Origin of the sequence: Vibrio mangrovi, from assembly GCF_024346955.1 — a bacterium.
Classification (GTDB): Bacteria; Pseudomonadota; Gammaproteobacteria; order Enterobacterales; family Vibrionaceae; genus Vibrio; species Vibrio mangrovi.
In genome coordinates this window covers 138,275-162,628 of the sequence record NZ_AP024883.1, presented here as the reverse complement: position 1 = coordinate 162,628, position 24,354 = coordinate 138,275, and the positions used below count along the sequence as shown (strand labels likewise).

At 46.6% G+C, this 24,354-nt stretch carries 16 protein-coding genes, 2 tRNA genes and 3 rRNA genes; 7 read left to right on the top strand and 14 right to left on the bottom strand.

Annotation, left to right across the window (positions count from 1 at the left end; genetic code table 11):
* Positions 1-116 precede the first annotated feature (116 nt).
* A complete protein-coding gene (gene rep / locus OCU74_RS00715) occupies positions 117-2,138 on the bottom strand; it encodes a DNA helicase Rep (protein ID WP_087481651.1) in 2,022 nt (673 codons plus the stop codon).
* Between the two features lie 322 nt (positions 2,139-2,460).
* Between rep and OCU74_RS00710 the strand changes: the two genes are divergently transcribed.
* The 3 genes from OCU74_RS00710 (at position 2,461) to ubiK (ending at position 7,090) form a co-directional block, all read left to right on the top strand.
* Entirely contained in the window at positions 2,461-3,579 is a 1,119-nt protein-coding gene (locus OCU74_RS00710; RefSeq protein ID WP_087481652.1) for an efflux RND transporter periplasmic adaptor subunit, read from the top strand.
* Positions 3,580-3,590: 11 nt separating this feature from the next.
* Complete coding sequence (locus OCU74_RS00705) at positions 3,591-6,704, top strand: multidrug efflux RND transporter permease subunit (protein ID WP_087481653.1); 3,114 nt, start codon at positions 3,591-3,593, stop codon at positions 6,702-6,704.
* Positions 6,705-6,835: 131 nt separating this feature from the next.
* Positions 6,836-7,090 (top strand): ubiquinone biosynthesis accessory factor UbiK, encoded by a 255-nt coding sequence (gene ubiK, locus OCU74_RS00700; protein WP_087481654.1) that lies wholly within the window; start codon positions 6,836-6,838, stop codon positions 7,088-7,090.
* A 163-nt stretch (positions 7,091-7,253) separates the two neighbouring features.
* On the opposite strand, the gene ilvC is transcribed toward ubiK, so the two are convergent.
* Positions 7,254-8,738, bottom strand: a complete 1,485-nt coding sequence (ilvC, locus tag OCU74_RS00695; protein ID WP_087481655.1) for a ketol-acid reductoisomerase — start codon at positions 8,736-8,738, stop codon at positions 7,254-7,256.
* Between the two features lie 139 nt (positions 8,739-8,877).
* Here ilvC and ilvY point away from each other — a divergent pair, with 139 nt between their 5' ends.
* Positions 8,878-9,774 (top strand): HTH-type transcriptional activator IlvY, encoded by an 897-nt coding sequence (gene ilvY, locus OCU74_RS00690; protein WP_087481656.1) that lies wholly within the window; start codon positions 8,878-8,880, stop codon positions 9,772-9,774.
* Positions 9,775-9,865: 91 nt separating this feature from the next.
* Here ilvY and OCU74_RS00685 read toward each other — a convergent pair whose 3' ends face one another.
* The 6 genes from OCU74_RS00685 to OCU74_RS00660 all read right to left on the bottom strand — a co-directional run bounded on the left by OCU74_RS00685 (position 9,866) and on the right by OCU74_RS00660 (position 17,574).
* Positions 9,866-11,827: a methyl-accepting chemotaxis protein gene (locus OCU74_RS00685; protein ID WP_159457441.1), complete on the bottom strand. Its 1,962-nt coding sequence runs from the start codon at positions 11,825-11,827 to the stop codon at positions 9,866-9,868.
* Positions 11,828-12,253: 426 nt separating this feature from the next.
* A tRNA-Ser gene (locus tag OCU74_RS00680) sits at positions 12,254-12,344 on the bottom strand.
* A gap of 157 nt (positions 12,345-12,501) precedes the next feature.
* A 5S ribosomal RNA gene (gene rrf / locus OCU74_RS00675) occupies positions 12,502-12,617 on the bottom strand.
* A gap of 81 nt (positions 12,618-12,698) precedes the next feature.
* Positions 12,699-15,587, bottom strand: a 23S ribosomal RNA gene (locus OCU74_RS00670).
* A 307-nt stretch (positions 15,588-15,894) separates the two neighbouring features.
* A tRNA-Glu gene (locus tag OCU74_RS00665) sits at positions 15,895-15,970 on the bottom strand.
* 62 nt (positions 15,971-16,032) lie between these two features.
* Positions 16,033-17,574, bottom strand: a 16S ribosomal RNA gene (locus OCU74_RS00660).
* The 16S, 23S and 5S rRNA genes sit together here with 2 tRNA genes alongside, the layout of an rRNA operon.
* A gap of 515 nt (positions 17,575-18,089) precedes the next feature.
* On the opposite strand from OCU74_RS00660, the gene OCU74_RS00655 reads away from it, so the two are divergent.
* Positions 18,090-18,638, top strand: coding sequence for a gamma carbonic anhydrase family protein (locus OCU74_RS00655; RefSeq protein ID WP_087482996.1), 549 nt, complete (start codon positions 18,090-18,092; stop codon positions 18,636-18,638).
* Between the two features lie 69 nt (positions 18,639-18,707).
* On the opposite strand, the gene OCU74_RS00650 is transcribed toward OCU74_RS00655, so the two are convergent.
* The 4 genes from OCU74_RS00650 to OCU74_RS00635 form a co-directional block, all read right to left on the bottom strand.
* A complete protein-coding gene (locus OCU74_RS00650) occupies positions 18,708-18,974 on the bottom strand; it encodes a DUF1488 family protein (protein ID WP_087482997.1) in 267 nt (88 codons plus the stop codon).
* The gene (gene aroE / locus OCU74_RS00645; RefSeq protein WP_087483032.1) at positions 18,971-19,816 is read right to left on the bottom strand and encodes a shikimate dehydrogenase; all 846 of its coding nucleotides are present in this window, start codon (positions 19,814-19,816) and stop codon (positions 18,971-18,973) included. Before aroE ends, OCU74_RS00650 begins: the two co-directional genes overlap by 4 nt.
* Positions 19,817-19,881: 65 nt before the next feature.
* On the bottom strand, positions 19,882-20,796 hold the full coding sequence (gene hemF / locus OCU74_RS00640) for an oxygen-dependent coproporphyrinogen oxidase (protein ID WP_087482998.1): 915 nt from the start codon (positions 20,794-20,796) through the stop codon (positions 19,882-19,884).
* A 5-nt stretch (positions 20,797-20,801) separates the two neighbouring features.
* Positions 20,802-21,359: an L-threonylcarbamoyladenylate synthase gene (locus tag OCU74_RS00635; protein WP_087483033.1), complete on the bottom strand. Its 558-nt coding sequence runs from the start codon at positions 21,357-21,359 to the stop codon at positions 20,802-20,804.
* Between the two features lie 215 nt (positions 21,360-21,574).
* On the opposite strand from OCU74_RS00635, the gene purE reads away from it, so the two are divergent.
* Positions 21,575-22,060 carry a 5-(carboxyamino)imidazole ribonucleotide mutase gene (purE, locus tag OCU74_RS00630; RefSeq protein ID WP_087482999.1) on the top strand — a complete coding sequence of 162 codons (486 nt, stop codon included), beginning with the start codon at positions 21,575-21,577 and terminating at the stop codon, positions 22,058-22,060.
* 4 nt (positions 22,061-22,064) lie between these two features.
* A complete protein-coding gene (locus tag OCU74_RS00625) occupies positions 22,065-23,195 on the top strand; it encodes a 5-(carboxyamino)imidazole ribonucleotide synthase (RefSeq protein ID WP_087483000.1) in 1,131 nt (376 codons plus the stop codon).
* Between the two features lie 66 nt (positions 23,196-23,261).
* On the opposite strand, the gene OCU74_RS00620 is transcribed toward OCU74_RS00625, so the two are convergent.
* A complete protein-coding gene (locus tag OCU74_RS00620) occupies positions 23,262-23,870 on the bottom strand; it encodes a DNA topoisomerase family protein (RefSeq protein ID WP_087483001.1) in 609 nt (202 codons plus the stop codon).
* A gap of 10 nt (positions 23,871-23,880) precedes the next feature.
* On the bottom strand, positions 23,881-24,354 hold the full coding sequence (locus OCU74_RS00615) for a DUF494 family protein (protein ID WP_200807801.1): 474 nt from the start codon (positions 24,352-24,354) through the stop codon (positions 23,881-23,883).

Genomic DNA, 24,354 nt, shown 5'->3' with positions numbered 1-24,354 from the left:
TTTTTCGTCAGTAGTAGTTGAAAATATCTCAGCTTCCACTACCAGACGCCCTGAAATGTCATCAGAAAAGCACATCATCATTCCGCGCTCTATCGTTGCTTTTCCGTATTCATTCGTCAAGAATCCTTTTTAAACATGGCTCGCAAATTAGCAATGTGAGCCTGCCCTTTTTCCATCCGTTCCTGCGGTGAAAGCTCTTTTTTCTTTTGCTCCCAAGACACATCATCATAAGGTAATTCATCAAGAAACCGGCTCTGTGTCGGACGAATCAGTTCTCCGAACTGACGCCGTTCTTTACAGACAATGAATGTCATTTCTCTCTGAGCTCTGGTGATCCCGACATACATTAACCGCCGTTCTTCCTCTATGTTCTCTTCATCAATGCTCGTTTGATGGGGTAAGATCCCTTCTTCAGCACCAATCAGATAAACATAAGGGAATTCCAGACCTTTCGACGCATGCAGTGTCATTAGTTGTACCGCATCGCTATCATCACTCTCTTCACCCCGCTCCATCATGTCACGTAACGTCAGACGCTGAACAACTTCCTTGAGCGACTTGGCTTCCTGATCGTAATTGTCTCCTTCCAGATCTGCGACAATCCATGAATAGAGGTCAGAGACATTCTTCATTCTCATCTCGGCAGCTTTCGGACTCGACGACGTTTCATACAACCAGTCTTCGTAGTGGATATCACGCACCAGAGAACGGGTCACTTCAACCGTATCTCCTCTTTCCGCCTGATCCGATAATTTCACCAGCCAGTGGGTAAAACGTCTCAGACGTTCCAGACCTTTTCCCGTCAGGTGCTGTTCCAGACCGATTTCAAAACTGGCTTCAAATAAGCTTTTACCCCGCATGTTGGCATAGCTTCCCAGTTTCTCTAATGTTGCTGGTCCGATTTCGCGCCGGGGTGTATTGACGATACGAAGAAAGGCGTTGTCATCATCCGGATTCACCAAAACCCGCAGATAAGCCATGATGTCTTTAATCTCTGAACGGGCAAAGAAAGAAGTACCTCCGGAGATTTTATAGGGAACCCGGTTCTGCATCAGGCTCTTCTCAATCAGACGCGACTGATGATTCCCCCGATACAGAATTGCGTAATCACGATAATCGGTATGATTGATAAATTTATGCGCAATGATTTCACCGGTAGCACGTTCGGCTTCATGCTCCTCATTGTTCGCCATGATCACTTTCAGTTTCTCGCCATCAGGCAACTCAGAAAAGAGCTTCTTTTCGTATACGTGGTCATTGTTGGCAATCAGGATATTGGCTGAATGCAAAATCCGGTTGGTCGAACGATAATTCTGCTCCAGCTTAATCAAGCGTAGATTCGGGTAATCTTCTCCCAGCAATACCAGATTCTGTGGTTTGGCACCCCGCCACGAATAAATCGACTGGTCATCATCACCAACCACCGTAAGCCGGCCACGCTCTCCCACCAGCAGTTTAACCAACTCATACTGACTGGTGTTGGTATCCTGATATTCATCGACCAGCAGATAGCGAATTCTCGATTGCCAGTGCTGGCGGACTTCATCATTGTTTTTCAGCAGGAAGACCGGCATTAAAATCAAATCGTCAAAATCCAGCGCATTGTAAGCTTTCATCTGATTCTGATATTGCTCATAACAAAAAGCGAACAGCTGTTGCTGCTCACCTCTGGCACTTGCCTTTGCCTGTGCCGGAGAAAGCATGTCGTTTTTCCAGTTAGAGATGGTGCTGAGCAACTGACGCAACAGATCTTTATCACCATCGATCTGTTTCTCTGTCAGTTCTTTGAGTAAGGCCAGCTGGTCCTGATCATCAAACAGGGAAAAACCGGCTTTAAGCCCAAGTGCTTTATATTCCCGGCGGATAATATTCAGACCTAATGTATGAAAAGTCGAAACCATCAGACCCCGGGACTCTTTTTTCCCCAAAGTCTGAGCTACCCGTTCTTTCATTTCTCTGGCAGCTTTATTGGTAAAGGTGACTGCGGCAATATTACGGGCTTTATAACCACATTGCTGAACCAGATAAGCAATTTTATTGGTAATTACTCTGGTCTTACCTGATCCGGCTCCGGCAAGCACTAAACACGGGCCGGATATATATTTGACGGCTTCATCTTGTCTTGGATTCAACTTCATCCGTTATCTCATCTGCTCTGAACTTGATGACTGGTTTACTGAGGCATTAACGCGCCCTAATGATAATGCTGAGCCAATTAGATTACCACAAATGGAAATATGCTATTTTTTACATAATTTACTGCACAAGTGTATTGCATATGTGGCTACTCTGTAAGCTATAATGGCCCCTAATTCACGCTTCAATACAAAAAGTTAGCAATCAAGCGAACCAATTGTTCTGATCACTGATTCAGCTTTGTCAGAAACATCTTGTTGCAGAAACTGGGGGAACAAACTTGTTGAGGCAGGTTCATCACTAAATGTGGAGTTTAACATCAGAATGAAAAAGCGGACATTACTATGGACACTCTTGATGCTACTTATTGTTGTAGTACTGCTGGGGACCGTGATCGGAGCGAACATGTTGAAGCAAAAAGGGATGAATGACTACTTTGCCAACATGCCCGAACCTTCTTTTCCCGTGACAGTTTCTCAGGTCAAAGCACAAGACTGGACACCGATTATTGAAGCAATTGGATTTATCGAACCCAAACAGGGTGTGACCCTCACAACTGAAACCAGTGGTGTAATTAAAGACATTGCATTCGAGTCTGGCGCTTCGGTACAAAAAGGGCAAATGCTACTTGCTCTTGACTCTGCCGTTGAGAAAGCAAATCTGAAAAGTGCTCAGGCCCGTTTACCGGCTGCACAGGCTAAATATGAGCGCTATAGAGGTCTTTATGCGAAAGGCTCCCTATCTAAAGAATCTTTTGATGAAGCAGAAGCTGCTTACTTCTCCCTGTCTGCCGATATCGAAAGCCTGAAAGCAACAATAGCCCGACGCGAAATCACCGCACCTTTCTCCGGCTCTGTCGGGATCCGGAACATCTATGTCGGTGAGTACCTGAATATCGGTTCCAATATTGTGCGTCTGGAAGATACGTCCGTCATGCGTCTGCATTTCACCATACCACAAACGGATCTCTCCAAAATTTCTATTGGTCAGGCTGTTGATATATCTGTCGATGCCTATCCCGATGACTCATTTAAAGGTTCGATTAAAGCGATTGAACCAGCTGTCAATGCCCAGAGTGGTCTGGTTCAGGTGGAAGCCAATATCCCGAATAGCGACGGTAAGTTACGTAGCGGCATGTTCGCCAAAGCAAACATATTACTTCCGGTACAGAAAAATCAGATCATTATTCCTCAGGTATCGATTGCCTATACCCTCTACGGAGACAGCGTTTATATCGTGACTGAAAAAGATGGTAAACAGCGGGTTCAGCAACATGTCATCCAGGTGGGTGAACGGAAGAAAGACGTTGCTCATATTTTAAGTGGTGTGAAAGACGGAGATACGCTTGTTACTTCCGGTCAGGTCCGCTTAAGTAACGGGGCTCAGGTTCATGTGGTGGAAAGTGATGCACTGACACCATCATCTGAAGTTCCAATGCTTTAACCGGAGGTTTCATGCGTTTTACTGATATTTTCATCAAACGTCCGGTACTCGCCATCTCGCTGAGTCTGTTGATTGCGTTGCTCGGATTACAAGCCGTATTCAAATTACAGATCAGGCAATACCCTGAGATGACGAATACTGTGATTACGGTATCAACTGGCTATTATGGTGCCAGCTCAGATCTTATACAGGGTTTTATTACCCAGCCATTGGAACAGGCGATTGCTCAGGCAGACAATATTGACTATATGACCTCTGAGTCCTCAATGGGTCGGTCAACAATTACAGTCAAAATGAAGCTGAACACAGATCCGAATGCGGCACTGGCTGATGTACTGGCCAAAACTAATTCGGTGCGCTCACAGTTGCCAAGAGAAGCAGAAGATCCAAGTGTCACTATGTCGACCGGTTCGACCACTGCGGTACTGTATATCGGGTTTTCCAGTGATGAACTCAATGCCAGCCAGATTAACGACTATCTTGAACGTGTCGTGAACCCACAGCTATTTTCGGTCACTGGTGTTTCTAAGGTTGATCTCTATGGTGGGATCAAATACGCACTGCGCATCTGGCTGGATCCGAATAAGATGGCAGCACTGAAACTTTCCGCTTCGCAGGTCATGAGTGTTCTGAGTGCCAATAACTATCAATCGGCAACCGGACAGTCAACGGGAGAATTTGTCCTGTACAATGGTGACGCCGATACTCAGGTTTCAACACCAGCCGAGCTAGAACGTCTTGTCATTAAATCGAATGATGGTCAAATCATCCGCCTTGGTGACATTGCAACTGTTTCGCTGGAAAAAAGCCATGATACCTATCGTGCCACCGCGAATGGGAAAGAGGCAGTCGTTGCCGCAGTCAATGCTGCACCGAGCGCCAACCCAATCGATATTGCCCGGGATATCAGAGTAATTCTTCCACGTATAGAGAAGAATATGCCTAGTAATATCAAAATGACCCTGCTTTACGACTCAACGGTTGCGATCAATGAATCGATTAGTGAGGTTATTAAAACTATCGGAGAAGCAATTCTGATTGTTTTGGTGGTTATTACGCTCTTCCTCGGTTCTTTCCGCGCAGTCGTTATCCCAATTATCACCATTCCGTTATCTTTGATTGGTGTTTCTCTGGTGATGCAGGCTTTTGGGTTCTCCTGGAACCTGATGACACTGCTAGCGATGGTGCTTGCCATCGGGTTGGTTGTCGATGATGCAATCGTCGTTCTGGAAAACGTCGATCGCCATATAAAACTCGGCGAAACACCTTTCCGGGCCGCGGTTATCGGTACAAGGGAAATAGCATTGCCCGTCATTGCAATGACACTAACACTAGCTGCAGTGTATGCACCGATAGCGCTGACACAAGGCATCACCGGATCATTGTTTAAAGAGTTTGCTCTGTCACTATCCGGTTCCGTGATTGTTTCCGGGATTATCGCCCTGACACTTTCTCCGATGATGTGCTCGAAAATGCTGACCGCACACGAGAAGCCTAGCTGGTTTGAAACCAAGGTACATAATGCGCTGGATCGCGTGACCAACCGGTATGAGAAAATGCTGAAATCGGTCATGCTACATCGCCCGGTTATCATTGCGTTTGCATTGATTATCCTTGCCAGTCTTCCGGTTCTGTTCAGATTTATTCCTAGCGAGCTGGCTCCTGCTGAAGATAAAGGGGTCGTGATGTTTATTGCTAACGGGCAATCGAACTCAAACCTCGACTACATGCAGAAAACAATGGAGGGCGTCAACAAGATCCTGTCTCAACAACCGGAAGTTGACTTAACACTGGAGTTTACCGGTGTTCCGAAATCGAACCAGGCTCTGGGTTTCTCCGTAATGGTGCCCTGGAGTCAGCGTGATGCCAGTCAGGCTCAGGTGCAGAAGCGGCTGCAACAACTGCTGCAAGAAGTTCCCGGAATGTCCGTTTCAGCCTTTGAAATGCCAGAACTCCCCGGCGCCGGGTCAGGTCTGCCGATTCAGTTGGTTCTGAAAACACCAAACAGCTTCGAGAACCTGTTTACACTGGCTTCGGATATTCTGAGCAAAGTTCAGCAAAGTCCTCTGTTTATTTACTCAACACTGGATCTGAACTTCGATTCTGCGACGATGAAAATCAGTATCGACAAAGATAAAGCCGGTGCCTATGGCGTTACAATGCAAGATATTGGTACGACACTAGCGACCATGATGGCTGACGGTTATGTCAACCGGGTTGACCTCTATGGACGTTCGTATGAAGTTATTCCTCAGGTAGAACGAAAGTACCGCCTCAACCCGGAATCGATGAATAATTACTACGTGCTGGCAGCAAACGGAGATGCAATTCCGCTGAGAAGTCTGATCAAAATTGATGTCGTATCCGAACCCCGGGCACTACCTCACTTTAACCAGTTGAACTCGGCGACTATCAGTGCTGTACCTACGCCGGGCATCACAATGGGAAGTGCGCTTGAATGGCTGAACAGTGAAGTAGACCGAACACTGCCTACCGGATATACACGGGATTATATGGGTGAATCCCGCCAGTTTGTTACCGAAGGAAGTGCTCTCTATACCACATTCGGACTAGCACTGGCGATTATCTTCCTGGTTCTGGCGATTCAGTTTGAATCGGCCCGGGATCCAATTGTGATTATGGTTTCCGTTCCGCTGGCAATTTGTGGTGCCCTGATAGCATTGGCATGGGGAGGACTCTTTGGGTTTACTTCATTGAATATTTATTCTCAGGTTGGATTGATTACCCTGATCGGTCTGATCACCAAACACGGAATATTGATTTGTGAAGTTGCTAAAGAAACACAGCTCAAACTGAAAAAGGATCGGATTGAAGCAGTCATGGAAGCAGCTAAAATTCGTCTGCGGCCAATTCTGATGACAACTGCAGCAATGATTGCCGGGTTGATTCCATTGATGTATGCCTCCGGTGCCGGAGCCAAACAGCGATTCAGTATCGGTATCGTTATTGTTGCCGGTCTGGCAATCGGAACACTGTTTACTCTGTTTGTTCTTCCTGTCATTTATAGTTATCTGGCAGAAAAACACAAACCACTTCCTGTGTTTGTCGAAGATGAAACACTTGAAGGATCAACGGATGAGTCATCTACAAACACGACTTCATAGTTACGCTATCAAAGTAATTGAACGTTGATGAGTCAAAGGCCACAAGTTGTGGCCTTTTTGTATACTTTAGTAACGACTTTCTCCGATGAATTACATAGAATAGCGGGCAGTAGAAGAGGAGTTTTACCCATATGTTTGATCCCAAGAAACTAGAGCAAGTAGCAAAACAGATTCATGAGGCGATGCCTCAACCGGTCAAAGACCTGGGTGCAGATGTTGAACAGAAAGTTCGTCAGGTAATTCAGGGACAACTGAATAAGCTGGATGTTGTAAGCCGTGAAGAATTTGATGTTCAGACACAGGTATTGCTTCGCACCCGAGAGAAACTGACTCAATTGGAAGCGAAAGTGGCGGAATTAGAAGAAAAATTCGCTAAGCAGGACTAATTGTTCCGGATAGATATACTGAAGCCGGAAATGGCTTTGCAAGGCTCAAATCCACTTGATGCTTATATAGAATAATAAAGGCCTGAATCGTTCGATTCAGGCCTTTTGTTTTCAGAAAAGATGATTATCAATTGCTACATAACCAGCAATCCACAACCAATCATTAACCGCCAACAGCAATGCGCTTCATGTCTTTCATGTAACCACGCAATTCTTCACCGATATATTCAACCGGATGGTTACGAATCACACTGTTTACATCGATCAGATAAGCGTTATCAACCTGATTAGAAGTTTCACCCAAGCCTTTACCAATCACATCAGTACCGACTGAAGGCATGAATTTCTCACGCAAGAGTGGTGTTGCAACGTTGGCAAACAGGTAGTTTCCGTATTCTGCGGTATCAGAAATAACCACATTCATTTCATACAAACGCTTACGTGCAATCGTATTTGCGATCAGAGGCAGCTCATGCAGAGATTCATAGTAAGCAGATTCGTCAATGATACCGGAAGCTGTCATGGCTTCAAAAGCCAGTTCAACCCCAGCACGAACCATTGCGATCATCAGGATACCGTTGTCGAAATACTCTTGTTCAGAAATTTTGGCATCTGACTCAGGATAGTTTTCAAATGCAGTTTCACCGGTTTCTTTACGCCAGTTCAACAGATTTACATCATCATTTGCCCAGTCAGCCATCATTGTGCTGGAGAATTCACCGGCAATGATGTCATCCATGTGTTTGTTGTACAGAGGACGCAGTAAGTCTTTCAACTCTTCAGACAACTCAAATGCTTTGATCTTAGCCGGGTTGGACAGGCGATCCATCATATGAGTGATGCCACCGAATTTCAGTGCTTCAGTAATAGTCTCCCAGCCATATTGCAGTAGTTTTCCTGCATAACCGGCATCAATACCTTCAGCAACCATCTTCTCGTAACAGACGATAGAACCAGCTTGCAACATACCACACAGGATCGTCTGCTCACCCATCAGGTCAGATTTTACTTCAGCAACAAAAGATGATTCCAGACAACCGGCACGATGACCACCAGTTGCAGCAGCCCACGCTTTCGCAATTTCCAGTCCGTCACCATTCGGATCATTTTCCGGGTGAACAGCCAGCAGTGTCGGTACGCCAAAACCACGCTTGTATTCTTCACGAACTTCTGTTCCGGGACACTTAGGAGCAACCATAACAACGGTCAAATCTTTACGGATTTGCATACCTTCTTCAACAATGTTGAAACCGTGCGAGTAACCTAACGCAGCACCTTCTTTCATCAGAGGCATGACAGTCTCAACAACATTGGTATGCTGCTTGTCTGGTGTCAGGTTAACAACCAGATCAGCCTGAGGAATCAGTTGCTCATAGCTACCGACTTCAAAACCATTGTCTTTGGCATTTTTGTATGACTGACGCTGTTCATCGATAGCGGCCTGACGTAATGCATAAGCAACATCAAGACCGGAGTCACGCATGTTCAGCCCCTGGTTCAGACCTTGAGCACCACAGCCAACGATCACAACTTTCTTACCTTTCAGGTAATCTGCTTCATTTGCAAATTCTTCACGATCCATAAAACGGCAACGGCCCAGTTGGTCCAGTTGCTGACGTAAGTTCAGTGTATTGAAATAGTTAGCCATGTAGGGGCTCCTTTAGTTATCCATCTATCGTGTCAGTGGCAAGCACCGAATTTCCACATATTAAACCAGGCATTCTATTGCTGAAAGTGATATATTCACAACTAAGTATTGCAAATTTTGCAACATAATATCCAATCTTATGAATATTAGAATATTAAGACTTTTTGTTCATCTGTGTGAAAGTAAAAACTTCAGCAAAACTGCCGGAACCATGCATATGAGTCCGTCGGCTCTCAGCCGTCAGATCCAAAAGTTTGAAGAAGAAATCGGGCAGAACCTTTTTATTCGGGATAACCGCCGTGTAGAAGTGACTCCAGCAGGTTCCAAACTGTTGCCTGTGGCCCTGAAAATTATCAATGAGTGGCAACAGTTTCAGGCCGAGCTCCATGACAACAACCAGACACTTAAAGGTGAGATACGGTTATTCTGTTCGGTAACCGCCAGTTATAGTCATCTTCCGGAGTTACTGGCTGATTTTCGCTCTCAACATCCATTCATCGAATTTAAACTGTTGACCGGAGATCCGGCTCAGGCGATAGATAAAGTGTTGAACGATGAAGCCGATCTGGCAATCTCCGCACTACCGGAACAGCTGCCCAATCGAATAGTATTCGAGTCTATCAGTGAGATTCCTCTTTCAGTGATTGCTCCGGTCGGTGTCAGCAGTTTTGAACAGGCACTACGTGCAGATCCAATCGATTGGTCAACTATTCCGTTCATTATTCCGGAATCAGGAACAGCCAGAGAACGGGCCAATGACTGGTTTAAAAAAATGGGAATTAAACCCAATATCTATGCCCAAAGTGCCGGACATGAAGCGATTGTCAGTATGGTTGCTCTGGGTTATGGAATTGGTATCGCGCCAGATGTTGTCATCAATAACAGTCCGGCACGAGAAAAGGTTCAGCGCTTACCTGAAAGCCAGCTCATACAGCCATTTCAGTTGGGTGTATGCTGTCGCCAGTCTCAGTTGGAGCAACCGTTGGTCAAAGCTCTATGGCAAGTAGTGACAGCCAGAAGAAGTATCGTCACTTAGCCACATGACAAACTTCACTGATGAAAAAAGAGCCTGGGCATAAATGCCACAGGCTCTACATTACATGGTGTAAATATGAGTCATGTAAACTTTACACTTTAAATTTACCGACCAAGTCGAACATCTTGTCAGATACTATTCTGAATTCTTCAGCACTTTGTAGCTGCCCTTGGGCTTCTTCTGTCAACTGATTCGCAATGTCATTAATCTGCTGAGTATTGAGCGTAATATCATCACAAACACATGACTGTTCTTCAGTTGCTGTAGCGATCTGAATCGAAGCACCTTTGATCTGATCAATTGAACGGGCGAGCTGAACCAAACTTTCACTGGCTGTATTTGCCTGTTCAACGGCACTATCCGTCATCGATTTACTATTCTTCATCACATTAGCAGCTTGCTGAGTAGTCTGTTGCAACTCTTGAATCATCTGCTGAATCTCTTCGGTTGAAGCTGTCGTTTTCTGTGACAAGTTACGAACTTCATCTGCAACCACAGCAAAACCACGCCCATGCTCTCCGGCTCTTGCAGCTTCAATTGCCGCATTCAAGGCTAGCAGGTTTGTTTGTTCAGCAATTCCCTGTATGGTCGTAATAATGGTCGTAATCTGTTGAGAATTGTCATTCAGCTTACTGATGATGTCATTGGTTGTATGAACTTCACCGGCAAGCGTCTCAATTGACTCTCTCGTACTTTCAACCACCATTTTTCCATCATTACACGCCGTTGAACCACTTTCTGCTACACCTGCGGCCTGCTCTGAACTGGATGCAATCTCAGCAGTCGCTTTTGACATTTCAGAAATCGCTTCCGTCACCAGTGTGACTTTTTCCAACTGCTTACCTGAATCTGTCTGCCATTTATGCGCTTTTTCTGTTGCCACTTCAGCCATATCTTTAAGTTCAGAACTTAAACTGACTACTTCACGAATCAGATTACCCAGCTTATCAACAAACCCATTAAACGCGCGGGAGAGATCTCCAACCTCATCTTTGGCAGAAGCATCCAACTTGATCGTCAGATCGCCATGCCCCTGAGAAATCTGCTGAAGTACGCCAGTCACGCTACTAATCTGAGATGTAATAACTTTTGAAACATAGAACGCAATCAAGATGAAAATAACCACCAAGGGGATAACAATCGCAAAAGTCACATAGGTTTGTTTCACCGCTGCCGCATAGACTTCTGATTTAGGAACCAGTGCAACGAAGCGCCAACCCAGTTTGGAAGTGATAATCTGCCCCAGATAGTCAGTTCCCCCACGGCTAACCTCAAACAATCCCATAGGATGTTCGCTCATTAATTTAAAGAATGGCGTGTTGACATCACTAATCGATTTAAAGCTGTTTTCTGGCTTATAGGGGTCAACCAAAATATTATCGTTGTCTTCCAGCAAAACAATATAGCCATTCTCCCCAATAGTGATGTTCTTAACGATGTCAGTCAGTTCATTGACTGACACATCCAGGCTTACAGCACCCAGAACTTCGTTCGTCGCATTCTTCACAACTTTCGCGATAGCAATATATGTCGCATCATCACCTTTCCAGTAATAGGCATTTGTCATCACTGGTTTTCCATCAGCAGCCATCGCAGCTTTATACCAAGGCCGAACCCGGGGATCGAAAGGAGAAGAAAAATTACTTCCCGGCCATTCGACATAGCTACCGGTCTCGCGCCCGGTATATACATAAGCTAAATTTTTCTGTGACTTCCCAAAGCGCTCAAAAATTTCAAATAACCGTTTAGACTGCCCTTCAAGCGATGACCATCCCTTAAAGCTATCGATTTTTTGCTGGTCGACAAAACTGGGGGCTCCAATTAAATGTTCGGTAACCTCCGGAATAGATGAAAGATAATCAATATTCTTTTTCGCATTATCAAAGAAAATATTAAATGCCCGATCGACCTGAATAATTTCCTTTGAAGTTGCTTTCTGAAATTGCTCTATTGCCTCATTTGTTACTTCTCTTATCGAGAACATCGCTAAAATAGCAACAGGTATTGTTACTGCGACCACAAACGTTGCAATCAGCTTCGTCCTAATTTTCATGAGTCCTCTCTTATTAAGCATTGGCACAATACAATGCCCTAATTTGAAAATAGTTTGCGGCAGCGTTTTTGCAAGGTTCATGGTACTGGTCTAATGATCTCATCACATATTTTTGTAACTAAATTACCACTAAAGAGGAATGAAAAATAACCAGAAAACGTCGTTTATTTATTCAAATTGTCGCAAATGAAATAAATCAAATGGTTAACAATAAAATAATGCATTGGGATGCTGATAATATGCTTGCATTATATTTATTTCGTAATTTTTGAAATAATAAAGAGTGGGATCGTGAAATGGACGCTAATTCAGTCTCAATGAATTACAAACTAACTTTCAGTGGTAATAAAAATATAATGAATTGTTTTTGTATCTTGATTTACAGGCATAAAAAAACCGCTGTATTTACAGCGGCTTTCTTAATAGTGGCGGAGAGATAGGGATTTGAACCCTAGGTACGCTACTAACGTACGCCGGTTTTCAAGACCGGTGCTTTCAACCACTCAGCCATCTCTCCACAAATTGTTTAAATAAAGTCTTACGCTTAACTGCTTTATTTAGGAATTTGTCGCTGTGCGTAGAAGATTTTGAAATGAGAAGCGCAGTGTGCAAGTGCACATGAGCATCGCAATTATCAAAAGCATCAAGCTACAGTAGACAAATTACAAATTAAAGCCTGGCGATGACCTACTCTCACATGGGGAGACCCCACACTACCATCGGCGCTGTTTCGTTTCACTTCTGAGTTCGGCATGGAATCAGGTGGGTCCAAAACGCTATGGCCGCCAGGCAAATTCTTCTAATCCGGAAAGCTGTATTCTCATATCCACAATCAAGTCTCTTCAGAGCCCTAAAACCCCTTCGGTGTTGTATGGTTAAGTCTCACGGGCAATTAGTACAGGTTAGCTCAATGCCTCACAGCACTTACACACCCTGCCTATCAACGTTCTGGTCTCGAACAACCCTTCAGGACACTTTAAGTGCCAGGGAAGACTCATCTCAGGGCTCGCTTCCCGCTTAGATGCTTTCAGCGGTTATCGATTCCGAACTTAGCTACCGGGCAATGCGATTGGCATCACAACCCGAACACCAGAGGTTCGTCCACTCCGGTCCTCTCGTACTAGGAGCAGCCCCCTTCAATCTTCCAACGCCCACGGCAGATAGGGACCGAACTGTCTCACGACGTTCTAAACCCAGCTCGCGTACCACTTTAAATGGCGAACAGCCATACCCTTGGGACCGACTTCAGCCCCAGGATGTGATGAGCCGACATCGAGGTGCCAAACACCGCCGTCGATATGAACTCTTGGGCGGTATCAGCCTGTTATCCCCGGAGTACCTTTTATCCGTTGAGCGATGGCCCTTCCATTCAGAACCACCGGATCACTATGACCTGCTTTCGCACCTGCTCGAGCCGTCACTCTCGCAGTCAAGCGGGCTTATGCCATTACACTAACCTCACGATGTCCAACCGTGATTAGCCCACCTTCGTGCTCCTCCGTTACTCTTTGGGAGGAGACCGCCCCAGTCAAACTACCCACCAGGCACTGTCCTCAACCCGGATTACGGGCCTAAGTTAGAACATCAAACATACAAGGGTGGTATTTCAAGGTCGGCTCCACAATCACTGGCGTGACTGCTTCAAAGCCTCCCACCTATCCTACACATGTAGGCTCAATGTTCAGTGCCAAGCTGTAGTAAAGGTTCACGGGGTCTTTCCGTCTAGCCGCGGGTACACTGCATCTTCACAGCGATTTCAATTTCACTGAGTCTCGGGTGGAGACAGCGTGGCCATCATTACGCCATTCGTGCAGGTCGGAACTTACCCGACAAGGAATTTCGCTACCTTAGGACCGTTATAGTTACGGCCGCCGTTTACCGGGGCTTCGATCAAGAGCTTCGCATACGCTAACCCCATCAATTAACCTTCCGGCACCGGGCAGGCGTCACACCGTATACGTCATCTTACGATTTTGCACAGTGCTGTGTTTTTAATAAACAGTTGCAGCCACCTGGTATCTGCGACTCCCGTCAGCTCCATCCGCAAGGGACTTCACCATCAGGAGCGTACCTTCTCCCGAAGTTACGGTACCATTTTGCCTAGTTCCTTCACCCGAGTTCTCTCAAGCGCCTTGGTATTCTCTACCCGACCACCTGTGTCGGTTTGGGGTACGATTTCTTGTGAACTGAAGCTTAGAGGCTTTTCCCGGAAGCATGGCATCAATGACTTCACTACCGTAGCAGCTCGACATCGTGTCTCAGCCTGTTGTGGAACCGGATTTGCCTAATCCCACAGCCTACGCACTTGAACCTGGACAACCGTCGCCAGGCCCACCTAGCCTTCTCCGTCCCCCCATCGCATTCACAACAAGTACGGGAATATTAACCCGTTTCCCATCGACTACGCCTTTCGGCCTCGCCTTAGGGGTCGACTCACCCTGCCCCGATTAACGTTGGACAGGAACCCTTGGTCTTCCGGCGAGGAGGTTTTTCACCCCCTTTGTCGTTACTCATGTCAGCATTCGCACTTCTGATACGTCCAGCATGCCTTACAGCACACCTTCAGCCGCTTACAGAACGCTCCCCTACCCAATATGATAAATCACATTGCCGCAGCTTCGGTTTACAGCTTAGCCCCGTTACATCTTCCGCGCAGGCCGACTCGACTAGTGAGCTATTACGCTTTCTTTAAATGATGGCTGCTTCTAAGCCAACATCCTAGCTGTCTGAGCCTTCCCACATCGTTTCCCACTTAGCTGTAATTTGGGACCTTAGCTGGCGGTCTGGGTTGTTTCCCTCTCCACGACGGACGTTAGCACCCGCCGTGTGTCTCCCGGATAGTACTTACTGGTATTCGGAGTTTGCAAAGGGTTGGTAAGTCGGGATGACCCCCTAGCCTTAACAGTGCTCTACCCCCAGTAGTATTCGTCCGAGGCGCTACCTAAATAGCTTTCGGGGAGAACCAGCTATCTCCGGGTTTGATTGGCCTTTCACCCCTAGCCACAAGTCATCCGCTAATTTTTCAACATTAGTCGGTTCGGTCCTCCAGTTGATGTTACTCAACCTTCAACCTGCCCATGGCTAGATCACCCGGTTTCGGGTCTATATCCAGAGACTAAGCGCCCAGTTAAGACTCGCTTTCGCTACGGCTCCCCTATACGGTTAACCTTGCCACTGAATATAAGTCGCTGACCCATTATACAAAAGGTACGCAGTCACAGGACAAAGCCTGCTCCTACTGCTTGTACGTACACGGTTTCAGGTTCTATTTCACTCCCCTCACAGGGGTTCTTTTCGCCTTTCCCTCACGGTACTGGTTCACTATCGGTCAGTCAGGAGTATTTAGCCTTGGAGGATGGTCCCCCCATATTCAGACAGGATATCACGTGTCCCGCCTTACTCGATTTCACTTAAGCAGCGCTGCCGGTTACGGGGCTGTCACCCTGTATCGCGTGCCTTTCCAGACACTTCACCTGACGCTGCCTATGCTTAAGGGCTGGTCCGATTTCGCTCGCCGCTACTTTCGGAATCTCGGTTGATTTCTTTTCCTCGGGGTACTTAGATGTTTCAGTTCTCCCGGTTCGCCTCATTAACCTATGAATTCAGTTAATGATACATGCTTATGCATGTGGGTTTCCCCATTCGGAAATCTCAGACTCAAGTGGCTCTTACTGCCTCATCTGAGCTTATCGCAAGTTAGTACGTCCTTCATCGCCTCTGACTGCCAAGGCATCCACCGTGTACGCTTAGTCACTTAACCATACAACCCGAAGAAGTTTCAGATTGCACTGTCAGTCACCAAAGTTGTCTCTCATTGATTTACATGAGCGAGAGACTGGTTTTGCCGGACTCAATTGAATACATACATTAAATGTATTCCAAGAACACTTGATTGTGTTGGTCTTTCTCTTTCGAGAAAGTATTGAGAACTTTTACAAGTAATTTGTTGTTTCTTTAAAAAAAACAACCATTACTTTGTCAGCTTTCCAAATTGTTAAAGAGCAAGATTTTACTTCATTCAAAGCAAAACCATTTTTAAGAATACTTCACCGAAATATGCTTAGAAATGGTATCCCGTAGGGGAGTCGAACCCCTGTTACCGCCGTGAAAGGGCGGTGTCCTAGGCCTCTAGACGAACGGGACATTGCGCTACTTCTATAAACCAAATCAATCTGTGTGAACACTCATACAACAACATCTTTACGTAAGGAGGTGATCCAGCGCCAGGTTCCCCTAGCGCTACCTTGTTACGACTTCACCCCAGTCATGAACCACAAAGTGGCAAGCGTCCTCCCGAAGGTTAAACTACCTGCTTCTTTTGCAGCCCACTCCCATGGTGTGACGGGCGGTGTGTACAAGGCCCGGGAACGTATTCACCGTAGCATTCTGATCTACGATTACTAGCGATTCCGACTTCATGGAGTCGAGTTGCAGACTCCAATCCGGACTACGACGTACTTTTTGGGATTCGCATGCTCTCGCGAGTTAGCTGCCCTCTGTATACGCCATTGTAGCACGTGTGTAGCCCTACTCGTAAGGGCCATGATGACTTGACGTCGTCCCCACCTTCCTCCGGTTTATCACCGGCAGTCTCCCTGAAGTTCCCGGCCTAACCGCTGGCAATCAAGGATAAGGGTTGCGCTCGTTGCGGGACTTAACCCAACATTTCACAACACGAGCTGACGACAGCCATGCAGCACCTGTCTCAGAGCTCCCGAAGGCACACCAGAATCTCTTCCGGCTTCTCTGGATGTCAAGAGTAGGTAAGGTTCTTCGCGTTGCATCGAATTAAACCACATGCTCCACCGCTTGTGCGGGCCCCCGTCAATTCATTTGAGTTTTAATCTTGCGACCGTACTCCCCAGGCGGTCTACTTAACGCGTTAGCTCCGAAAGCCACGACTCTGGGTCACAACCTCCAAGTAGACATCGTTTACGGCGTGGACTACCAGGGTATCTAATCCTGTTTGCTCCCCACGCTTTCGCATCTGAGTGTCAGTATCTGTCCAGGGGGCCGCCTTCGCCACCGGTATTCCTTCAGATCTCTACGCATTTCACCGCTACACCTGAAATTCTACCCCCCTCTACAGTACTCTAGCCTGCCAGTTTCAAATGCAACTCCGAGGTTAAGCCCCGGGCTTTCACATCTGACTTAACAGACCACCTGCATGCGCTTTACGCCCAGTAATTCCGATTAACGCTCGCACCCTCCGTATTACCGCGGCTGCTGGCACGGAGTTAGCCGGTGCTTCTTCTGCAGCTAACGTCAAAGAACAGCTCTATTAAAACTATCCCCTTCCTCACTGCTGAAAGTACTTTACAACCCGAAGGCCTTCTTCATACACGCGGCATGGCTGCATCAGGCTTGCGCCCATTGTGCAATATTCCCCACTGCTGCCTCCCGTAGGAGTCTGGACCGTGTCTCAGTTCCAGTGTGGCTGATCATCCTCTCAGACCAGCTAGGGATCGTCGCCTTGGTGAGCCCTTACCTCACCAACTAGCTAATCCCACCTGGGCATATCCTGACGCGAGAGGCCCGAAGGTCCCCCTCTTTGGTCCGTAGACATTATGCGGTATTAGCCATCGTTTCCAATGGTTATCCCCCACATCAGGGCAATTTCCCAGGCTTTACTCACCCGTCCGCCGCTCGACGCCGAGAAAGCAAGCTTTCTCTCGTTTCCGCTCGACTTGCATGTGTTAGGCCTGCCGCCAGCGTTCAATCTGAGCCATGATCAAACTCTTCAATTAAAAGTTTTTTTGAAGCCTAAGCTTCGGCTCAATGAATACTGTTCGTCTTACATAAATGTAAGACTGAATTGACTGTGCTGAACTTTAATTCCCGAAAGAATCTCGGTTCGGTTGGTCACTCGTATCATTGATAAAATCTTTTGGATGTTTATCGACGAGTGCCCACACAGATTGATTGGTCTATATTGTTAAAGAGCAATTCTTCGAAACGTTCATCGTTTGAAGAGGCGGTCATTCTAGCGAGATAAATCCTGGTGTCAAACACTTTTTTCAGATTTATCTCTCGGTGAAGACCGGGCTCACACAGCCGGGGATTTCTCTCCGCTATCCCGTGTCAGCGAGGGGCATTATAGGCATCACCTTTTGATTGGCAAGTCCTTTTTGACAAGTTTTTTCATGTTTTTAATCAACCGAGTGCTTTTTAGGCAAAAAGTCTATTTTTACTCCACATCAAAAGTCATTATCCTTATTCTACGTCGGTAAAAAGCCAAACTAATTAAGTTGAGGAGAGCATGATGAGTTCAATTCGGCGTTACAAAGGTATAGCCCCGGAACTTGGTCAGCGTGTTTATGTCGATAGCAGCGCCGTGCTGGTCGGAGATATCCGGATTGGTGACGATTCAAGCATCTGGCCCTTAGTCGCAGCCCGAGGTGATGTTAACCATATCCATATTGGTAAAAGAACCAATATTCAGGATGGTACGGTCTTGCACGTCACGCACAAAAATGCAGAAAACCCAAGCGGTTATCCACTGATTATCGGGGATGACGTAACTGTCGGCCATAAAGCAATGCTGCATGGCTGCATAATTAAGGACAAAGTTCTGGTTGGAATGGGCAGTATTGTTCTTGATGGTGTAACGGTAGAAAGTGAAGTCGTGATTGGCGCAGGTAGTCTGGTTCCGCCCAATAAGACACTGCAAAGTGGCTACCTTTATGTAGGCAGTCCAGTCAAACAGGCTCGCCCCTTAACGGATGAAGAGCGCGCCTTCTTACAGAAATCGGCTGACAACTATGTGCAGAACAAGGATGACTTCCTTCATGAAGTAGAAGACATCCGATAATAATCTCTAACTCCGTTTCTATGTCCGGTGAATCTCGCTGAAACTTTGTCTTGAGGTCATCTGGGTATATCAGAGCACCACTTCAATCTGTCCGAGCGCGTTGTCTTCTTCATTTTCAATCAACCGCTCGGCCAACTCTTCAAAATCGAAGCGGTATTGCGAAAAGATGCTTAAAGCATCTTCTCTGCCGGCAATCTTCTGACCGGAAATCTGTTCCAGTTCAGAAACCGCCACAATGCATTCAACTAAAGCCCCCTGACATTGTGCAGGAAAATGTACTTGCTGGCTTGCTTCGTCCCAGGATTGATCATCCGGAAAAAGAATCGACTGATTCATAAACTGCCTTCCAGATTACGTCTCAACTCACTTAATATCTGCCGGGTTCCGGGGCGAATTCCCCGCCATAGCATGAAACTCTCCGCAGCCTGCCCAACCAGCATTCCCAATCCATCGTATGCATGCGCACAACCATGTTCTACAGCCCATTGACTGAAAACTGTCAGGCCTTTGCCATACATCATGTCATAAGCCACACTTTTTTCCGAAAAGATATCACCGGTAATATCTGGTAGCTCTCCGGATAAACTTGCTGAAGTCGAATTAATCACCACATCAAACTTAGAATGAATTTCCGCCATAGGCAGAGCAGAAACCGGAGCCTGGACCTGAGATTCCTGAAACAATGCAGCAAGAGCTTCCGCTTTTGCAAATGTCCGATTGGTAATCACAATAGAATCAGGTGACTGAGCCAATAAAGGGTGAATGACACCTTTTGCTGCACCACCAGCCCCGATCAGCAAGATTTTTGCTCCAGCCAGAGGAACCTGATGCTGCAATAGATCCTGTACGAGACCAGCGCCATCAGTATTATCTCCGAGTATTCCACCATCATCCAGTTTCTTCAGCGTATTGACCGCTCCGGCAATTTTGGCCCGTTCTGTAAGTTGGTCAGCAAAGGCATAGGCTTCTTCTTTGAACGGTACCGTCACATTGCATCCCTTTCCTCCCTGAGAAAAGAAAGCATCAACTGTTGATTTGAAACCATTAACCGGTGCCAGCTCAGCCGTATAAGTCATTTCCTGGTTCGTCTGACGAGCGAACAATGTCTGTATAAATGGAGATTTACTGTGACTGATTGGATTGCCGAATACTGCATACCGATCGTTCAAATGAGCCATACTTCTGCCTTTACCAATAAAAAATAAAAAGAGTCTTCCGACCCTATCACTACAGTCTGGAGCTGTCACCACTCTCTTGGCGTCAAATACTCAGCCAGACGAGCTTCAGCACTTCCTGGTTCCGGCTGATAACCGTATTCCCAACGGGCTAATGGCGGCATAGACATGAGAATAGACTCGGTCCGTCCACCCGATTGCAAACCAAATAGTGTTCCCCGGTCAAAGACCAGATTAAATTCAACATATCTGCCACGCCGATATAACTGGAACTGACGTTCACGCTCAGCGAATTCGCAATCTTTCCGGCGTTCGACAATCGGCAGATAAGCTCGGGTATAACCTTCCCCGACCGCTCGAATATAAGCAAAGCAAGTATCAAAATCCCACTGATTCAGGTCATCAAAAAAGAGTCCACCGATACCTCGGGTTTCCTCCCGGTGCGGCAAGAAAAAGTATCGGTCACACCAATCTTTATGTTGCGAATAAACTTCCGGCCCGAATGGCTGACAGATGCCTTTCGCCACTTCATGCCAATGACGGCAATCTTCATCAAACGGATAAAACGGGGTTAAATCAAACCCGCCACCAAACCACCAGATAGGTTCCTCTCCATCCTTTTCTGCGATAAAGAAGCGAACATTCATGTGTGAAGTCGGCACATAAGGGTTATTGGGATGCATCACTAAAGAAACACCCATGGCTTCAAATTTGCGGCCCGATAATTCCGGCCGGTGTGCCGTTGCAGAAGCTGGCATTTTATTCCCTGTCACATGAGAGAAGTTAACTCCGCCCTGTTCAAACACATGACCACCTTTCATCACCCGGCTACGTCCGCCACCACCGAGACGCTCTCCTGGTTCGCGGTGCCATGCATCTTCTTCGAATACACTCTGGCCATCAACTGCTTCAAGCTGTCGACAAATTGAATCCTGCAGTTGCAATAAAAAATTTTTGACGGTCTGTTTATCAATACTGCTCATGATGATTACCCTTGTCTTAATATCTTCAGCGTTCGTGCATCCCGAATCTCACTCGGCTTATTCCGGCCACCTGTTTCCCCTTCTAAAATCGCATTCAGACAATGTCCTAACTGCTGTCGTACATCTTCTGTTGTTATGCAAGGCGGATGACCACTTAAATTCGCACTGGTCGATGTAATGGGTTTACCATAAGCATCACACAGTTGCTGCACCAAAGGATGATCGGTAACCCGAACAGCAATCGTATCAAATAAACCACTCAACCAGGCAGAAACCCGTTCACTCGCAGGCATGACCCAAGTCACAGGTCCCGGCCAGCTTTCCTGAACATGAGCCAGTTGTTGCGCCGAAAGCTGGCGTTCGTCTATATATGGCTGTAATTGTTCATAGCGGGATGCAATGAGAATCAACCCCTTTTCAACCGGACGATGTTTTATTTCCAGCAACTTTTGAATCGCATCAGCACAATCAGGATCGCATCCAACGCCAAAAACTCCCTCAGTCGGATACGCAATAACATCTCCCCGATGCAATGCATCAAGCACCTGCTCAAAATTATTCACAATACTTCTCGTCATTCCCGGATTATTCTTCCGCTAGTGTACAAATGATCATGTCAGAAAACTAAATCAATTTTGTATGAAAACATGTTATCGGCGAATCCTCCCGACGCAAACGTTTTCCTTCGGTTAATTTCTTCGTATAATGCGCGCAAAATTATCATTCATCCATGGCATGAACATATTTGATCATTGCAACAAACCTGAAGGAGTCTGAGATGAAAGTCGGGATTATAATGGGGTCCAAATCTGATTGGCCAACCATGAAGCTTGCAGCTGAGATGCTGGAGCAATTTGGTGTGGAATACGAAACCAAAGTGGTTTCGGCACATCGTACTCCTCAACTGCTTGCCGACTATGCGAGCCAGGCCAAAGAACGTGGTCTCAAAGTTATTATCGCCGGAGCTGGCGGTGCTGCTCACCTACCGGGAATGACGGCAGCCTTCACTAGTCTTCCTGTTCTGGGAGTTCCGGTTCAGTCCAGAGCATTAAAAGGTATGGATTCTCTGCTATCAATTGTACAGATGCCTAAAGGTATTGCTGTCGGTACATTGGCGATAGGGGAAGCTGGGGCAGCCAATGCCGGCATTCTGGCGGCTCAGATTATTGGGGTTCATGACGAAAATGTAATGCAGAAAGTCGAAGCATTCCGTCAGTCTCAAACTGATACTGTCCTTGCCAACCCAGATCCAGCCGAGGAATAACAGCATGCATGTACTTGTCTTAGGTGCCGGTCAGCTTGCACGGATGATGTCTCTTGCCGGAGCGCCATTGAATATTCGCATCAGTGCCTTCGACGTAGTCAGCGGGCAGATCGTTCATCCTCTGACACAGGAAGTTCAGGGACATGGACTGGAGAATGCAATTCAGCAGGCAGATGTGATTACCGCAGAATTTGAACATATTCCGCACGACATTCTTCATCAATGTGAACAAAGTGGTAAGTTACTCCCCGGAGCTCAGGCAATCAAAACAGGTGGAGATCGTCGTCTGGAAAAATCGCTGCTCGATAAAGCCGGTGTCAGAAATGCCAAATATTTCGTCATCAGAACCAGAGAAGATTTTGACAGTGCGATCCGCCATGTAGGCATCCCAATGGTTCTCAAGAGTGCGTTGGGTGGATATGACGGAAAAGGTCAATGGCGCCTGAAATCAACGACGGATGCCGATGAAATCTGGCCGGAAATGCAACAATGCATTGAAGCAACAGAAAATCAGGCGATTGTCGCCGAGGAATTCGTTCCTTTTGACCGGGAAGTTTCTCTGGTCGGAGCCAGAGGCAAAGACGGTGAGGTTGTTGTTTATCCGCTGGCAGAAAATATTCACACCGATGGTGTTCTCAGCCTTTCCACATCCATTGATGATCAACCGCTACAGCAGCAGGCTAAAGCTATGTTTGAAGCGGTGGCGAACACACTCAATTATGTCGGCGTTCTGGCTCTGGAGTTTTTTGATGTTCAGGGACAGCTACTTGTGAACGAAATTGCTCCACGGGTTCACAACTCAGGGCACTGGACACAACAGGGAGCCGATACATGTCAGTTTGAGAACCATTTACGCGCAGTTTGTGGCTTACATCTGGGAAGTACCAGACTCATCCGTCCGACATGTATGGTGAATATTCTGGGGGAAGACACTTTGCCATCAGAAATTCTGGCAACAGAAGGATGTCATATTCATTGGTACGGCAAAGAAAAACGTCCCGGCAGGAAAATGGGACATATCAATGTCAGTGCAGATTACTATGCCGAATTGGAACGGATTATCTGTTCACTGGCCGAGATTCTGCCTCAGGATGCTTTCCCGGCGGTTCATCAGTTTGCCGGACAGCACAAGTAATACCGCCCGCCAAAATATTTTCGGATGAGAGCAAAATTCTCATCCGAAAAGACTTCATTTAAAACATCATGATGACTCTGGTACATCCTGTACATGCCCGCACCGGCGCGCAGCACAAACCAGAGCTGTACCAGATGCGGATGCTTTATCAGCTACTTTTTTCTCAGCTAATTTTTTTTTAAGTAACAAAGGAAAACCACATTCAGTGCACTTCCCCGCTACCGGCGGATAATTCACAGCAAACTTACACTTCGGATACTGATTGCAAGCCCAGAATGCTTTACCAAAACGGGATTTTCTTTCCACCAGTGTGCCAGTCCCGCATTCAGGGCAGTTTACTTCATGCGGCTGTTCGGTTTTAGGTGGCTCGGAAGATTCAATATGGTGACATTGAGGAAAGTGACTACAACCGATAAACATGCCGTAACGGCCTTGTCGTAGCACCAGTTCATGACCACACTCGGGACAGGGAACGCCCAGAGCTTTTACAATATGACCGTCATGTTGATGAAGCGGACGAATATAGTCACACTCAGGATAGGCTGAACACCCCCAAAATGGCCCATGCTTACCGTGACGCAACTGCAATTCACAACCACATTGGGGGCACGATTCCGCTTCACTCAAAGCATGCTCATGCGCAGAAAATAATTGCTGATCAATATGACGGTTCATTCAATTTCTATCAGTGCAGAATGCCTTGCTCTTTCGTATACAGCCACTCTTCCATCAAAGTGTATGCATTCTCATTACCGGGAACATTGAACAGAACCATCAGGATAATCCATTTCAAATCATCCAGTTCGAATTCATTGGTTTCCAGTCCCATCACCCTGTCAACCACCATTTCCCGGGTCTCGGGCGTCAATACTTTGATTTGTTCAAGGAACAAAAGGAATCCGCGACATTCAACATCAAGTCGGGCCGTTTCCTGTTCGGTATAGACTCGCATTGCTGTTGCAGCACTGACTGACAACGGAGAGTGCACATCACTTTGTTGTAGCGATGCCAACTCTTCCAACCAGTTGAGGGCTTTGAAGATCTCTTTCTGATGAAAACCTGCACGCAGGAGCTCATCCTCTAACTCATCCTGATCAACCTGTAACTCAGCATCGCTATGGATGTAAGTTTCGAACAGATACATAAGAATATCCATCAT

What these genes read in the sequence shown, in the direction of transcription:
- rep (WP_087481651.1), bottom strand. Translation starts at nt 2,138, where the DNA reads ATGAAGTTGAATCCAAGACAAGATGAAGCCGTCAAATATATATCCGGC.
- ilvY (WP_087481656.1), top strand. Translation starts at nt 8,878, where the DNA reads ATGAATATTAGAATATTAAGACTTTTTGTTCATCTGTGTGAAAGTAAA.
- OCU74_RS00650 (WP_087482997.1), bottom strand. Translation starts at nt 18,974, where the DNA reads ATGAATCAGTCGATTCTTTTTCCGGATGATCAATCCTGGGACGAAGCA.
- ilvC (WP_087481655.1), bottom strand. Translation starts at nt 8,738, where the DNA reads ATGGCTAACTATTTCAATACACTGAACTTACGTCAGCAACTGGACCAA.
- OCU74_RS00710 (WP_087481652.1), top strand. Translation starts at nt 2,461, where the DNA reads ATGAAAAAGCGGACATTACTATGGACACTCTTGATGCTACTTATTGTT.
- OCU74_RS00615 (WP_200807801.1), bottom strand. Translation starts at nt 24,354, where the DNA reads ATGATGGATATTCTTATGTATCTGTTCGAAACTTACATCCATAGCGAT.
- purE (WP_087482999.1), top strand. Translation starts at nt 21,575, where the DNA reads ATGAAAGTCGGGATTATAATGGGGTCCAAATCTGATTGGCCAACCATG.
- hemF (WP_087482998.1), bottom strand. Translation starts at nt 20,796, where the DNA reads ATGAGCAGTATTGATAAACAGACCGTCAAAAATTTTTTATTGCAACTG.
- aroE (WP_087483032.1), bottom strand. Translation starts at nt 19,816, where the DNA reads ATGGCTCATTTGAACGATCGGTATGCAGTATTCGGCAATCCAATCAGT.
- ubiK (WP_087481654.1), top strand. Translation starts at nt 6,836, where the DNA reads ATGTTTGATCCCAAGAAACTAGAGCAAGTAGCAAAACAGATTCATGAG.
- OCU74_RS00705 (WP_087481653.1), top strand. Translation starts at nt 3,591, where the DNA reads ATGCGTTTTACTGATATTTTCATCAAACGTCCGGTACTCGCCATCTCG.
- OCU74_RS00685 (WP_159457441.1), bottom strand. Translation starts at nt 11,827, where the DNA reads ATGAAAATTAGGACGAAGCTGATTGCAACGTTTGTGGTCGCAGTAACA.
- OCU74_RS00620 (WP_087483001.1), bottom strand. Translation starts at nt 23,870, where the DNA reads ATGAACCGTCATATTGATCAGCAATTATTTTCTGCGCATGAGCATGCT.
- OCU74_RS00625 (WP_087483000.1), top strand. Translation starts at nt 22,065, where the DNA reads ATGCATGTACTTGTCTTAGGTGCCGGTCAGCTTGCACGGATGATGTCT.
- OCU74_RS00655 (WP_087482996.1), top strand. Translation starts at nt 18,090, where the DNA reads ATGAGTTCAATTCGGCGTTACAAAGGTATAGCCCCGGAACTTGGTCAG.